This is a genomic window from Mesorhizobium sp. M1348 (assembly GCF_040317925.1).
Taxonomy (GTDB): domain Bacteria; phylum Pseudomonadota; class Alphaproteobacteria; order Rhizobiales; family Rhizobiaceae; genus Mesorhizobium.
Genome location: NZ_JAMYLH010000017.1, coordinates 34,581 through 48,180, shown reverse-complemented (window position 1 = coordinate 48,180; position 13,600 = coordinate 34,581). Strand labels below are relative to the sequence as shown.

The 13,600-nt window shown below is 55.6% G+C and carries 13 protein-coding genes; all 13 read left to right on the top strand.

Going from position 1 to position 13,600, the window contains the following annotated elements; all coding sequences use genetic code 11:
• The first annotated feature begins 1 nt into the window (after position 1).
• The 13 genes from ehuD to NKH13_RS24070 all read left to right on the top strand — a co-directional run bounded on the left by ehuD (position 2) and on the right by NKH13_RS24070 (position 13,599).
• Positions 2-667, top strand: coding sequence for an ectoine/hydroxyectoine ABC transporter permease subunit EhuD (gene ehuD, locus NKH13_RS24130; RefSeq protein WP_352914822.1), 666 nt, complete (start codon positions 2-4; stop codon positions 665-667).
• Positions 667-1,482 carry an ectoine/hydroxyectoine ABC transporter ATP-binding protein EhuA gene (gene ehuA, locus NKH13_RS24125; RefSeq protein ID WP_352914820.1) on the top strand — a complete coding sequence of 272 codons (816 nt, stop codon included), beginning with the start codon at positions 667-669 and terminating at the stop codon, positions 1,480-1,482. Before ehuD ends, ehuA begins: the two co-directional genes overlap by 1 nt.
• On the top strand, positions 1,482-2,300 hold the full coding sequence (locus NKH13_RS24120) for an aspartate dehydrogenase (protein WP_352914962.1): 819 nt from the start codon (positions 1,482-1,484) through the stop codon (positions 2,298-2,300). The genes ehuA and NKH13_RS24120 overlap by 1 nt, the downstream gene beginning before the upstream one ends.
• 86 nt (positions 2,301-2,386) lie before the next feature.
• The gene (locus NKH13_RS24115) at positions 2,387-3,106 is read left to right on the top strand and encodes a GntR family transcriptional regulator (RefSeq protein WP_352914818.1); all 720 of its coding nucleotides are present in this window, start codon (positions 2,387-2,389) and stop codon (positions 3,104-3,106) included.
• A gap of 34 nt (positions 3,107-3,140) precedes the next feature.
• Positions 3,141-3,920: an NAD(P)-binding domain-containing protein gene (locus tag NKH13_RS24110; RefSeq protein WP_352914815.1), complete on the top strand. Its 780-nt coding sequence runs from the start codon at positions 3,141-3,143 to the stop codon at positions 3,918-3,920.
• A gap of 574 nt (positions 3,921-4,494) precedes the next feature.
• Positions 4,495-5,508, top strand: coding sequence for a sterol desaturase family protein (locus tag NKH13_RS24105; RefSeq protein WP_352914813.1), 1,014 nt, complete (start codon positions 4,495-4,497; stop codon positions 5,506-5,508).
• Between the two features lie 121 nt (positions 5,509-5,629).
• A complete protein-coding gene (locus tag NKH13_RS24100; protein WP_352914810.1) occupies positions 5,630-5,950 on the top strand; it encodes a Rieske 2Fe-2S domain-containing protein in 321 nt (106 codons plus the stop codon).
• 184 nt (positions 5,951-6,134) lie between these two features.
• A complete protein-coding gene (locus tag NKH13_RS24095) occupies positions 6,135-7,370 on the top strand; it encodes an NAD(P)/FAD-dependent oxidoreductase (RefSeq protein WP_352914808.1) in 1,236 nt (411 codons plus the stop codon).
• 98 nt (positions 7,371-7,468) lie between these two features.
• The gene (locus NKH13_RS24090; RefSeq protein WP_352914805.1) at positions 7,469-8,131 is read left to right on the top strand and encodes a GntR family transcriptional regulator; all 663 of its coding nucleotides are present in this window, start codon (positions 7,469-7,471) and stop codon (positions 8,129-8,131) included.
• 112 nt (positions 8,132-8,243) lie between these two features.
• Positions 8,244-9,233 (top strand): alcohol dehydrogenase catalytic domain-containing protein, encoded by a 990-nt coding sequence (locus tag NKH13_RS24085; protein ID WP_352914802.1) that lies wholly within the window; start codon positions 8,244-8,246, stop codon positions 9,231-9,233.
• 7 nt (positions 9,234-9,240) lie between these two features.
• Positions 9,241-10,086: a sugar phosphate isomerase/epimerase family protein gene (locus NKH13_RS24080; RefSeq protein WP_352914801.1), complete on the top strand. Its 846-nt coding sequence runs from the start codon at positions 9,241-9,243 to the stop codon at positions 10,084-10,086.
• Between the two features lie 553 nt (positions 10,087-10,639).
• Positions 10,640-11,794: an SIR2 family NAD-dependent protein deacylase gene (locus NKH13_RS24075; RefSeq protein WP_352914799.1), complete on the top strand. Its 1,155-nt coding sequence runs from the start codon at positions 10,640-10,642 to the stop codon at positions 11,792-11,794.
• On the top strand, positions 11,791-13,599 hold the full coding sequence (locus NKH13_RS24070) for an ATP-binding protein (protein WP_352914797.1): 1,809 nt from the start codon (positions 11,791-11,793) through the stop codon (positions 13,597-13,599). The genes NKH13_RS24075 and NKH13_RS24070 overlap by 4 nt, the downstream gene beginning before the upstream one ends.
• Position 13,600: the final 1 nt, after the last annotated feature.

Sequence of the window (13,600 nt, the reverse complement as noted above, 5' to 3'; positions counted from 1 at the left end):
GATGCAGTGGGACTTCGCATTCACAGCCGAAATCCTGCCCAAGATGCTTTGGGCTACGGGCAATACCCTTTTGGCTGCTGGCATGGGATACGCCATTGCCGCTGTCATTGGTCTATTGTTCGCACTTGCTCAGCGGACACCGTTGCGTATTCTGACGTATATTACTCGGGAAATTGTCGAGTTCATCCGCTCAACTCCCCTCGTATTGCAAATTTTCTTTGTGTATTATGTTGGGCCCGAATACGGGCTCTACCTGAGCCCTTGGGTGGCAGGCATGATCGCTATCGGCCTGCACTATGCTGCCTATCTCTCTGAAGTTTATCGGGGTGGCATTGAGTCCGTCCCGAAGGGGCAATGGGAAGCATGCACCGCTATCAATCTAACGACAATGCAGACCTATCGGCGTATTGTTTTGCCGCAGGCTCTCCCACCATCAATTGCTGGAATGGGAAACTACCTAGTCAGCATCTTTAAGGATACCCCAATTCTGTCTGTAATTGGTGTTGCCGAATTGATGCAGGCAGCAAACGCTGTAGGCGGACAAAACTATCGCTACCTTGAGCCTTACACGATGGTGGGCGTTATTTTCTTAGTTATCTCACTGACCGCCGCGCGCGCCATTCGTTGGTTTGAAGCGACCGTTCGCCGTAAGTTAGGAATGCAATGATGGAAGATCTCTCGTCATATCCCCTCGAGCTCGTCGGCCCAGACATACCAATGGTACGGTTCATGAAGGTCCGTAAAAGCTATGGCGACCTTATCGTTCTGGACAACCTGAACTTGGACATCGCACCAAGTGAGATGGTGAGCATTATTGGCCCATCGGGATCCGGCAAAACGACGGTGCTGCGCATGCTGATGACCCTTGAGACCATCAACGGCGGCGTCATCTATGTGGATGGCAAACCCCTCACCCACATGCCAACAAACGGCGTGCTGGTGCGGGCAGATGCAAAGTACCTACGAAAAGCCCGCTCCTCGATAGGAATGTGCTTCCAGCATTTCAACTTGTTTCCCCACATGACGGCGCTACAGAACTGTATGGAGGGGCCGGTCTTAGTCTTGGGTCTCTCGCGCCGCGAGGCTCGAGAACGTGCCGAAGAGCTTCTCCTGATGGTTGGCATGATCGACAAGAAGGACCAACATCCTTCCCGGCTTTCGGGCGGCCAACAACAGCGTGTAGCGATTGCCCGCGCGCTGGCGATGCGGCCCAAGGTTATGTTGTTTGACGAAGTTACCTCTGCCCTTGATCCCGAGGTAATCGGCGAAGTCACGAATGTGATTAAGGATTTGGTGTTCAAGCACAGGCTGACGATGCTTATGGTGACCCATCAAATGGGTTTTGCTCGTGATATTTCCGATCGCGTCTGCTTTTTCTATGGTGGAAAGATCGAAGAACAAGGCAGCCCTGCTGAACTGTTTTCCAATCCCAAAAGCAAGCGAACGCAACAATTTTTGAGCGCAGTCAAAGCGGCAGATTGATGGTCGGGGCTCCTATCAGAATTGGAATAGCTGGGATTGGCGCCATAGGCTCGTCCGTGGCACACGCATTGGATCGGGGGGAAATAGTTGGGTGCGAACTGGTGGCCATCTCGGCCCGGAGCCAAAATCGGGCCGCAGAGTTCAATGCCACTTTAAACAGTCGTGTTCCCTGCCTCTCGTTTGAAGATTTGGCTAGAGAGTGTGATACAGTTTTGGAGGGTCTCCCGCCACAGATGTTCGACGCTATCGCGCTGCCTGTCCTGAGCGCCGGCAAGGCCCTCATAGCTATGTCTGCGAGCCAGCTACTCGGTCGAGAAGATTTAGTGGAGTTGGCGCGTCGCATGGGAGGGCGGATTGTGGTCCCATCCGGGGCGATGCTTGGGCTCGACGCCATCAAAGCCGCGGCAGTTGGTGAGATCCGCAAGGTGAAGATCCGCACCTGCAAACCACCAAGGAGCCTTGCAACCGCACCTTATGTCGTTCGCAACGGGTTGAACTTGGAAAGTCTTGAGGAAGCCGTTTGCGTTTTAAGAGGCACCGTAAGCGACGTGGCGAAGGAATTCCCAGCCAACGTGAATGTCGCTGCGGCTCTGAGCCTGGCGGGGCTCGGACCGGACCGCACGCAGATGGAGATTTGGGCAGATCCAAGTCTAATGTTCAACACCCACAATGTAGATGTGGAATCCGACAGTTCGAACTTTTCGATGTCGATACAAAATCGACCAAGCGACGAGAACCCGGCCACCGGGCGTATTACCGCGCAGAGCGTAATCGCGTACTTACGCCAAATGAACTCGACTTTGCGCGTTGGAACGTGACTCGATGCCGTTCATACCCTGCTGCAGCTTAGAGAAAGCTAGCGATGACACGCCACGGCTCCCTGGTACCTACGAACGAAACCACCTTGACTGCTCCTGAAGACAAAGACGGGGTTATGGACGGCGAGAGGCAACCCGCCGGAAAAATGAGCAAACAGGAAATATACCTCGAGTTACGGCGCCGAATATGCCTGCTCGACTATCAGCCAGGTAGCCGGCTCAACGAGAGGGAACTCGCATCGGAATTTGGTGTCAGTCGGACTCCCCTTCGCACAGTCTTGCAACGCCTGGAGTACGACGGTCTGATCGTAAGCCAGCACGGCAACGGAACTGAAGTCACATCGATCGATCTGAGCACTATGCGCGATATCTACATCGTTCGGATGCGATTGATGGACGCTATGGCCGAGTCGTCACCTCTTCCCGTGACTGACGATATCCTTTGCGAAATCCAAGACCTGGAGCAAACCTGTCGACAACTGTTAGATGTAAAGGATAAAAGGCAATTTGCCGAAATCATTATCCGACTGCATAAAGTTCTGCATGGTTTGAGTAGCAATGGCCCTCTGAGGGACTTCAACGATATCCTTTTCTTCCAGTCAGCTAGATTTTGGTTCCTGCTTCTTGAGAAAATGGATTTTCGGCAGCAGGTAGAAGACCTTATCGATGAGCTGCGCGTGATACGAAGAAGCCTGGAGCTTCGGGATGTACGTCTGGTTGCGACGGTTCATAAATCGCATCTGGCGATGGTGTTATCCAGGCTCGACGCCATGGAGGCAGCTAGCGCAAACCGGTCGGAATTTTGAAAGCTCGGGCGGCATTCGATATTGGAGTCACCATATGAACACGCCGACAATTGGGTTTATTGGAACCGGCGACTTCTCCGCCTACTTAATCGCCGCCCTGCGAAGGGGTGGGTTTGGCGGTCGAATTCTTCTCTCGCCCTATAGTCGAGTAAAGGCAGAGCGGCTTGCCACTACCCACGACTGCACGGTAGCCGCGGATGATGCGAGCATGCTCGCCGAGGCCGACTGGATCCTTTTGGCGGTGCGGCCCGAACAGCTTGCCAATGCGTTGCCCAATCTGGCTATGCGTCCAGAGCAGGTATTAATTTCAGCTGTCGCAGGCGCCACAATTGCTGAACTGCAGGCGGCGATAGGCAAAGACATATCGGTGGTCCGCATCATGCCATCGAGTTACATTGATACGATTGATAGAGGCCTCGTACCCATATATCCCGCCTCGGACGACGTGGCAGTGGTACTGGGCACGGCCGGTAGGATTGTGACCTTCGAAACCGAAGATCAATTTGAACTTGCCATGGTGGGGGCCTGCCTCGCCGGGTGGATCTATAGCTTCATAGCAACGCTCGAATCTTGGTTCTTGGAGCGTGGGCTCACGTCTGCTCAAGCGAGGCTAGTTGTTGCGGGAAATATCGCGGGAGCGACTGGATACGCGCTAGCACGTGCGGAGGTGCCACTTGACATCGTATCTGACGGGATCGCAACGGAAGGCACTTTTACCAAGTTAGGGTTGGACCATCTTGCCGCCAGGCAGGCCCCTTTGCCTTGGTTAGAGGCTCTCGATATCGTCTTCCGAAGGCTGAACTTGTTGAGCTAGTCAAGAGTGATCGACAGCGGAGACACAACAATGGAGCCGGTCTCCCGCGGTCTCTGCAGTGCATTCCTGCCGAACGAAGCAGGTCTGGCGAAGCTGAGGTAATTGTCCAACGAAAGCCCCGACGAAGATTTTAGTAGATTGGGCTGGCTCAGGCAACCTACCAGAGATTTGAGAACCGCACATTTAAGCTGATAGTCATATCGCTCGGGACGAGGATTCCGGATCCCCTCCTTCCCGGTTCGCGGATACTCAAGTTGCGCCGGCGTCACCGCCTTGCAGCCACCAGTCCAATTGGTTTGTCCGGTACCGCGGCCCAATACGCTACCGTTAGGACTACACGCGCCATCCTGCGCTCAGGGATTTGCGGGCTGCGCAGCGCCAATGGGAACCCCTGCCCTCAGCACCAGGCCTCACGCTCCAGCTATACACAGCTTACGGCTAGGACGTCGGCAAACTACGCGGAAAACCTGTCGATATGGCAAAATCCCTTGACATCGCGTAGAACGTGTTCTACTGCTATATACATCATTATCTTCGAATTAAGTGGCGCAGAGTTTCGCCAACGGAGAACCGGATGGACGACAAGCTGTATGGAAGTCGTGACAAGCGTGGGCAGTGGTCACCTCATAAGCGACCCGCGCGCGAGCCCTTGTTAGTATGGCCGGCCCAACCGAGAAAGTTTCTCGTATGGATGTTCGGGTTTCCTGGATATCTGTGGCCCTGGAACGCGCTCCTGATCGGCATCTCCGTTGTCGCGTGGGTTTATCTAACGCCCACAACGGATACGATGAGAGAGCTCAGCATCGGCTGGGTGGCGGCCATTCTCCTGCGCAACGCCGCGCTGGCCTTTCTTGTATACGGTGGACTGCACATGCTGCTCTACATTCAGCGTCGCCAGGAGACAAACTTCAAATACAATTCGAAGTGGCCCGACACCGACAACTCCGTATTTCTGTTCCGGAGCCAGACCGCCGAAAATGTCTTTTGGACCATGTGTAGTGGTGTGCCTGTCTGGGCGGCGTACGAGGTGCTCGCGTGGTGGATGTATTCGAATGGTTACACCATGCAAGTGGATATAACGCAGCACTCAATCTATTTTGTCGGTCTACTCTTTATAACTCCGGCCTGGTTGAAGCTGCAGTTTTACATGGTCCACCGTTTGATCCACATTGGACCTCTCTACCACATCATCCACAAGGTGCATCACAATAACGTTAATCCAGGGCCATGGTCGGGCTTGTCGATGCATACGTTTGAGCACATCCTGTATTTCTCGGGGGTGCTGTTCTTTTTCCTCGTGCCCTCTCATCCGATGAACGTGATGTTCTGCCTCATGATCCAGGCGCTAATCCCGGCGTTGGGCCATCTGGGCTTCGACAAGATCGTTTCCGAAGGCGGTAAGCATCTCGATGCCGATGGGTACTACCACTACCTGCATCACAGGTATTTTGAGGTGAACTACGGCGACACGTTAATTCCCTTCGATGAGTGGTTCGGTACGGCGCATGATGGCTCGCAGGAGGCCGACGAGGCGATGTACAAACGAACGAAAGCCAAGAACTTCAGCCGTGGCGGGTCCAAGGTATAGGTTCTGCCAGCTCGCACTTCTCCAAATTTGGATGCCCGACTAGCGCTGTGCAGCTAGTTGGCACGGCGGTTCTAATCGGTAGCCGTGTTTGTATTGCCAACTAGATTCGAGAGGAAAGAACATGACTACAATAGGAGAGTGGGTCGAGGTGTGCACCTCGGATGCGTTAGCGCCCGAGGAAGCAATACGGTTCTCCCATGGAGAACGCTCGTTTGCGATCATCCGGTCGCTAGAGGGTCACTTCTTCGCGATTGACGGGCATTGTAGCCATGAAAAGGTTCATCTCGCAGACGGTATAGTCGACGGTGACATCATCGAATGTCCCAAGCATTTTGGGACGTTCGACTACCGAACTGGCGAGGCCCGAGCTTTGCCCGCTTGCGTCGATCTACGACGGTACGAGATCAAGGTGGATTCCAATGTTGTGTTCATCAAGATCTGAATGGACCTATCGGGAGAAGTAAGATGTCGGATGGATACCTCGCCGCAACGGCACGCTTTGCGAGCGAAATAAGGTATTCGGTTAAGTCGTCGGACGAAACAAATAATGTAGAGCAAGCTGTGGGATCGGAGATTGCTGAACAACGATTGGCCATCCGGCGGGGCAACATTGTTGGACTGCCAGCATGAAACAAGAACGTGCTATGGTAATTGTCGGTGCGGGCGAGGCCGGAACGGCTGCAGCTGTTGCCTTAAGGCAGGGCGGGTGGCCCGGACGTGTCATTCTGATTGGCAGTGAAGCTACGCTACCGTATGAACGGCCACCACTATCAAAAGGCCTTTTGACCGAGGGCAAAGATAGCAGACCGAAGTTCCTTATTACTGCCCAGCGGTTGAGAGAATTGGCAATCGAATACCTTGCAGGGGTCAACGTCCTATCGATCGATAGGGCGACACATACAGTGTCGCTTCAAGGAGGCGAGCTCTTATCTTACGAGCGTTTGCTCTTGGCAACCGGCGCCCGCCCACGAATGCTGGGTGTTCCAGTCGACCCAAAATGTCGCATGGCTACACTTCGCACCTACGCCGACGCTGTAGCTATTCGACAGACCCTCAGGCCAGGATGTGGTGTCGTAGTGATCGGTGGCGGTTTCATCGGGCTTGAAGTTGCTGCAAGTGCGGTATCCAGGGGCGCCTCTGTGACGGTTCTTGAGGCCGGCCCCCGGCTGCTCATGAGAGCAGTACCCGCCAACATCGCTGAGCGGATTAAAGCAAAGCACCTGGACGCCGGCGTACGCATTGAACTGGATGCTACGGTTGCTGGTATCGAGGCCACGGAACAACAATCTCTGGTATCATTGGCCGACGGCCGCACCTTCCTTGCCGATCTAGTTCTGGTCGGAGTCGGTGCCGTCCCAAACGTAGAACTTGCACAGGCGGCCGGGCTAGCGATCGAAAAAGGGATTGCGGCGAGCGCCACGCTTGCTACCTCCGATCCTGACATTTTTACGGCCGGCGACTGTTGTTCTTTCCTGCATCGTCTTTACGAGGAACGAGTGCGGCTAGAGGTGTGGCGGAATGCATGGCAACAAGGCGCGGTGGCAGCGGCCAACATGTTGGGGTCGGGATCTGCGTATGAGAGTGTCCCGTGGTTCTGGTCAGACCAGTACGACGAGACGCTCCAGATTGCTGGAATTTATAGCAATTCTGATGCCGCTATTAACAGGGATCTTGGCGACAAGGGGCAGATCTCCTTTTACCTGGCCCCAGACGGACGGTTAGTGGCGGCCTGCGGATTTGGCAGTCTTGCCGCCATAAGTAAGGATATACGCATCGCCGAGACGATGATTGGGAGGCGTATCCGCCCAGATGCCGACGCGCTTGCAAATCCGGCAATCGCCATCAAATCCTTGGCGATTTAGCATAGAAGGGGACCGCCCTACAGCAATGACCGAAGCAAGTTGATCTGATACCGACATCTTCGGAAAGGCGGAGCAAATGACAATTGGAGTTGCTGAGAATGAGCGGAGAAGAGGAATCAAAGAAGGTGGGTGCAATCGAGATCCACGATCTGTTGAGAGATCGCATTTGCCTTCTTGAGTATGCTCCCGGAGCAATGCTTCGCGAGAATGATATCGCCGTTGAATTCCACGTTAGTCGGACACCAGTGCGTGAAGCTTTCCAGCGCCTGTCGATTGAAGGACTCGTGGAGGTGAGAAACGGCATTGGTACTTTCGTAACCCCTTTTGACCCCGTCCAGTTGGGTGAGGTGTTTGACCTTAGGATTGAAATGGCGCAGCTTTTTGGGCGAATTGGAGCACGTGATGCGACGAGAGCGGATGTGGCTGTGTTAGAGACTTTGCTTAACCGGTCGGAGAACTTGGCAGAGAAATTCGATGTCGGTGAGCATTGGCAAATCAACCACATTCTCCATTTCGCGATTAGCGATCTCTTGCTGAATAAAGTTTTCCTTGACGTGTGGCACAATCTTTACTTTAGGGCGGCCCGAGCCTGGTATGAAATGTCCCGCGACATCTGGCCAGATGCGGTCCGATTGCTACAGCTAGAGATAACTGATCTCCTCACAGCTATGCGAGAGAATGACATCGAGGCAATCGGTTACATCAAACGAAACTACATAAAGTTTTCCTGGAAGCGGATCTCATCGAAGCAGCAAGCGTAGCACCCTTCTGCCAGACTTCTGATGCCAGCGATCCGCCCATTGTGGCGGACAGAACGCACAACGGCTACGGCTGAATTTTTCTCGCAAGCACTATACCAGGGGGAATTCGTTTATGGACGTACGCGCCGCTGTTGCTGTTCAGGCCGGAAACCCCCTTGAGATCATGACCGTGCAACTCGACGGTCCGCGCGAGGGCGAAGTGCTGGTCGAGATCAAGGCGACCGGCATCTGCCACACCGATGAATTCACCCTGTCAGGCGCCGATCCCGAAGGCCTTTTTCCAGCCATCCTCGGCCATGAAGGCGCCGGCGTGGTGGTCGATGTCGGCAAGGGCGTCACTTCGGTCAAGAAGGGTGACCATGTCATCCCGCTCTATACGCCGGAATGCCGGCAGTGCCCGTCATGCCTGTCGAGGAAGACCAACCTGTGCACGGCGATCCGCGCCACGCAGGGCCAGGGCCTGATGCCGGACGGCACCTCGCGCTTCTCGATCGGCAAGGACAAGATCTTTCACTTTATTGGCTGCTCGACCTTTTCGAACTTCACCGTGCTGTCGGAGATCGCGGTGGCCAAGGTCAATCCGGACGCCCCCTTCGACAAGATCTGCTACATCGGCTGCGGCGTGACCACCGGCATTGGTGCGGTGATCAACACCGCCAAGGTCGAGCAAGGCGCAACGGCTGTCGTCTTCGGCCTCGGCGGCATCGGCCTCAACGTCATCCAGGGCCTGAAGCTTGCCGGCGCCGACCAGATCGGCGGCGCCGACTACACATTCGACTGCACCGGCAACACCAAAGTGATGCGCCAGGCGCTGGAGGCCTCGCATCGCGGCTGGGGCAAGTCGGTCGCCATCGGCGTCGCCGGCGCCGGCCAGGAAATCTCGACCAGGCCGTTCCAACTGGTCACCGGGCGCAGTTGGATGGGCACCGCCTTCGGCGGCGCACGCGGCCGCACCGACGTGCCCAAGATCGTCGACTGGTACATGGACGGCAAGATCCAGATCGACCCGATGATCACCCACACGCTCAAGCTCGAGGACATCAACAACGGCTTCGACCTCATGCATGAGGGCAAGTCGATCCGAAGCGTCGTCGTTTACTAAGGAAGGCGTGATGCAGCAACTCAAGGTACTTCAATCCATCTGGGCAATGGAACGACGCGAACCCGATGGGTTCGAGCGAACTTTAGACGAAAACCTCCGTATGATTGCAGAAGCGTCCTTTGATGGTGTAAGCATTTTCGTCAGCAGTAAGGAGCAGACTCAGGCGATCAAACAGGCCCTCGGCGGAACCGACCTTCTTGTGGAAGCGTGCGGGCTCCCTGCGTGCGATGATGATTTGCGGCGGCAAATCGATTTTGCTGGGGAGCTTGGTGCTCTACATTTCAATGTTCAACCCGACGTAAGACTGCGTCGACTGACCGACGGGATCGAACTTATTGAGCGGTGGATGAAGATCGGCGACGGCGCTGGCCTCCCGGTTTATTTTGAGACGCACCGGAATCGGCTCACGACGGACCTCTTCTTCACACTCGATCTGCTGGAAGCCGTGCCAACCATGCCGCTGCTTGCGGACTTGTCGCATTTTCTTGTAGGTCGCGAATTTGCTTGGCCAGTGAGCGACGAAAACCATCGGCTGATCGAAAGAATTTTAGATTCATCCTGGGCATTCCACGGTCGCGTTGCATCGCGCGAACAGGTCCAGATCGAGATCTCATTTCCCCATCATCAGATATGGGTGAATTTATTCGCTGGCTGGTGGCGCTATGGGTTCGAAAGTTGGCGCCGCCGCGCGGGTTTTGATGCCCAATTAAGCTTTACTTGTGAGCTTGGGCCGCGCCCTTACGCAATCACAACGAGTGCTGCTAATGACTCGACGGACCGTTGGGCTGAAGCACTGCTGATGCGGGAACTTGTAATGGGAATTTGGGCAGCGTCAGCACAAACGGGCACATAGGCCCGCATATCGAGATCATGCGGGGGATGAAGGGCTTTTCCGTACCGGTGCCAATTCGGATTAACGACGTTCGTGTTACGGAGCATTGCTTGGAAGGAATGTTGTTCCCGCCTGAATCATCGCCTGACGGCTGCGGATAAGGAGGCGGACCACATCTGCTCGAATTGAACATGGGAATTGCGCCTCGTTCGCCAGCCTCGACGTCCGTTCCACACTGCCTTTTATGCGACTTTCGGCGGACTTTTTCTAAATTGGCTACGGGGGCTCACGCGCCGGCCAACGTTCTCTCGATCGCTAGCCCCGTCGTCCCAGCACTGGGCCGTTGGCACCATACGGCCATAGTTGCCACCAGTAAGATCGGCGACGTGTTGTCCGAACAATGGCGATGCTGGCTGCTTCACAACAATGGCCGCTCTGTCACGAATTACTGTGGAAATAACTATAAAGGGATGACCCACGGCTCATCAGGATATAGTGAACAGTGGGCGGAAGGATTCGCCATCATGGATCGGGGAATAATTTGTCAGTTAGCGTGCACAACCCCGACCAATATATGGCCGCGCTCCGCACGATTATAGCCCAGGGACGCAAGCGCATCGGCTTGCTCGTTGGCGCAGGCGCTTCGGCCGGGATGGCCAAAGCGGACGGCTCGTACCCGCTCATCCCTGCAGTGGCAGGACTGACTGACAAGGTGCTCGGTATTCTCGAGCCAACCTACAAGGCGCAGATTGACGGCCTCAAGGCTGAGCTCGCGCAGCATGATATCGAAACGATTTTGTCGCGCATTAGGTCGTTGAGCAAAGTCATTGGCACGGCCAAGGTTCACGACCTCGATGGGCCCGGATTCGCGACGTTTGGCGAAGCCATCTGTGCCGAGATCGGTAAAATCGTCGATGTGCGTCTACCTATGCCCGGATCGGCCTATGCCAATCTGGTGAACTGGATAACGGGGACGAGCAGAGATTATCCGATCGAAGTCTTTACGACGAACTACGACCTCCTGTTCGAGGAAGCGTTTGAATCCGTTCGAGCGCCATATTTCGATGGATTCACTGGTGGCCGTGAGCCGTTCTTCGATCCTGTTTCGGTGTCACGCTGCGACTTGCCGGCGCGCTGGACCCGGTTGTGGAAACTGCATGGGTCCTTGGGCTGGAGAGCAAGCGACAAGGGCGAGGTCATTCGAACCGGCCAAAGTTCAGCCAGCCATCTCGTGTTCCCCGAACATCTGAAGTACGACCAGACGCAGAAGGCCCCGTATGCCGCACTGCTTGATCGGCTTCGCGCTTTTCTGCTGACGCCCGACACGCTTCTAATCTCGATCGGCTTTTCTTTCGCCGATGCGCATATTGCTGCTCGCTTGGACGAGGCATTGGCGGCCAATCCGGCTGCAAGCGTCTTCGCATTTCAATATAAGAATCTCGACGAAGAGCACTCGGCATGTGACCTCGCGCGGCGATTGCCGAATTTCAGCCTTTACGCACGAGACCAAGCGAAAGTGAATGGGATGCGAGGCCCATGGAAGGCCCCGCCGGATCTGCCGAGCAAGGACTGGGGACCGATACGCTCAACCTATCTCGACACAGACGGCAACTTCACCCTCGGTGGCATTGAGCCATTTGCTCGCTTTTTCGCGGCTTCGAAATCGATACAGGCTTTCTCAACGCCTCCCACTATGCTGCCACCTGTCGCCGTGCCGCCAGCAGCATGAGTGTCTCTACGCTCCTTGGTCACGTTGGCTCGGTCGCGGGAGCCACAATCAGCGTTCGTCAATTCGAAGGCGTTGCCTCTGGCATCGCGATCATCGGCGGCCGCAGCTATCGGGTGGGCCAAGTCGGTAGTTTCGTACGGATCCCTCAGGGATATCACGACCTCTATGCGATCATTTCCGAGGTCGGCGCTAGTGCGACCCCCGCGGCTTTTACGGATGCACATGATCGGGGTGAGCGCTGGCTGACCGTGCAACTGGTCGGTGAGATCGTAGAGGCATCGTTTGAACGCGGCATCAGCCAGTACCCTAACGTGAATGACGAGGTTCACCTTGTCACCGAGGATGATCTTTCCAAAATCTATGGCGCCGAGTTTGCGGGACAGATCGTTGTGGGCCGGTTAGCCAACGCCGAGAGCATTCCTGTCCGCCTAGACCTCGACAAGCTGGTGACACGACACAGCGCCGTGCTTGGATCGACCGGATCCGGAAAATCCACCACCGTGGCAAGCCTCTTGCGGGCAATTTCGATGCCAGGCAGTGCTGGCTTTCCAAGCGCACGTATTCTCTTGCTGGATATTCACGGTGAGTATGCGCGAGCTCTCGGGGATAATGCGGAGATCTTTCGCATTGCGCCTGCAGAGGGCGAGAAGCCGCTCGTGATCCCGTTTTGGGCTTTGCGCCCGGCGGAGATGATCGACTTCCTCTGCGGGAAAATGGACGATCGCTCGACAACCGCGATCCTTGACAAAATCTTCGCTGCGAAAAGCGCAATTGCGCAGACGGATGGCCTCGCCGGCGTCGATCTCAACTCGATGACCGTCGACAGCCCAATCCCGTACAGCCTCCGCCAGCTTTGGCATGAATTGATCGATCCGGAAGTGAAGACTTGGCTTGATCAGGCGAAGACGCAGCCGGCGCTGGTCACTCCCGGCGATGCCGCATCGCTTCGGCTTCCTTTATATCAGCCGCACACTACGACCAACAGCGCGCCCTACCTCAACAACATCGGCGTTCTGGGAATTCGGAAGCAGCTCGACCGCATGCGTTCACGCCTGTTGGATAGGCAATTCGAATTCCTTCTAAAGCCGGGACAATGGGAACCTGGATTAAATGGACACACCGAAAACGATCTACCTGAGCTTCTAGAGAGCTGGATCGGACACGAGAAAGCGATCACCGTGCTCGACCTGTCGGGCATCCCCAGCTCTGTCCTCCTTGAACTCATCGGTGCCATCCTTTCAATTATCTATGAGGCACTTTTCTGGGGGCGAGACCGCGCAGAAGGCGGCCGCAAGCGGCCACAACTCATCGTAATGGAAGAGGCACATCGCTATCTCGGCCGCGAGACGAGCAACCCCGCACGTGAGATGGTGCAGCGCATTGCCAAAGAGGGACGAAAATTTGGGATTGGCGCGATGATTGTTAGTCAGCGGCCCTCGGAGATCGACGACACCATACTTTCCCAGTGCGGAACCTTCGTCGCTCTCAGGCTTACCAATTCGACCGACCGCAGCAAAGTACAGGCTGCGCTTCCGGACAATCTGAGCGGGATCGCCGACAGCCTTTCCGTTCTTCGAACGGGGGAGGCAATCATCACGGGCGAAGCCGCACGATTGCCAGTTCGGTGCCGCGTGACGCTGCCGCCCAAGGATCGCAGACCTGACAGTGAGGATCCGCTCGTAGCTGAGAGATGGAAGCAACCGCGGGGGGACGAGAGCTACGACGACCTCGTCGCATCCTGGCGAGCGCAAGATCCGAGGTGGGCACCGGCGGCTTCTGTCATAGAGGATGAGGAGGAAAACTGAA

What these genes read in the sequence shown, in the direction of transcription:
- ehuD (WP_352914822.1), top strand. Translation starts at nt 2, where the DNA reads ATGCAGTGGGACTTCGCATTCACAGCCGAAATCCTGCCCAAGATGCTT.
- ehuA (WP_352914820.1), top strand. Translation starts at nt 667, where the DNA reads ATGGAAGATCTCTCGTCATATCCCCTCGAGCTCGTCGGCCCAGACATA.
- NKH13_RS24120 (WP_352914962.1), top strand. Translation starts at nt 1,482, where the DNA reads ATGGTCGGGGCTCCTATCAGAATTGGAATAGCTGGGATTGGCGCCATA.
- NKH13_RS24110 (WP_352914815.1), top strand. Translation starts at nt 3,141, where the DNA reads ATGAACACGCCGACAATTGGGTTTATTGGAACCGGCGACTTCTCCGCC.
- NKH13_RS24105 (WP_352914813.1), top strand. Translation starts at nt 4,495, where the DNA reads ATGGACGACAAGCTGTATGGAAGTCGTGACAAGCGTGGGCAGTGGTCA.
- NKH13_RS24100 (WP_352914810.1), top strand. Translation starts at nt 5,630, where the DNA reads ATGACTACAATAGGAGAGTGGGTCGAGGTGTGCACCTCGGATGCGTTA.
- NKH13_RS24095 (WP_352914808.1), top strand. Translation starts at nt 6,135, where the DNA reads ATGAAACAAGAACGTGCTATGGTAATTGTCGGTGCGGGCGAGGCCGGA.
- NKH13_RS24090 (WP_352914805.1), top strand. Translation starts at nt 7,469, where the DNA reads ATGAGCGGAGAAGAGGAATCAAAGAAGGTGGGTGCAATCGAGATCCAC.
- NKH13_RS24085 (WP_352914802.1), top strand. Translation starts at nt 8,244, where the DNA reads ATGGACGTACGCGCCGCTGTTGCTGTTCAGGCCGGAAACCCCCTTGAG.
- NKH13_RS24075 (WP_352914799.1), top strand. Translation starts at nt 10,640, where the DNA reads ATGGCCGCGCTCCGCACGATTATAGCCCAGGGACGCAAGCGCATCGGC.
- NKH13_RS24070 (WP_352914797.1), top strand. Translation starts at nt 11,791, where the DNA reads ATGAGTGTCTCTACGCTCCTTGGTCACGTTGGCTCGGTCGCGGGAGCC.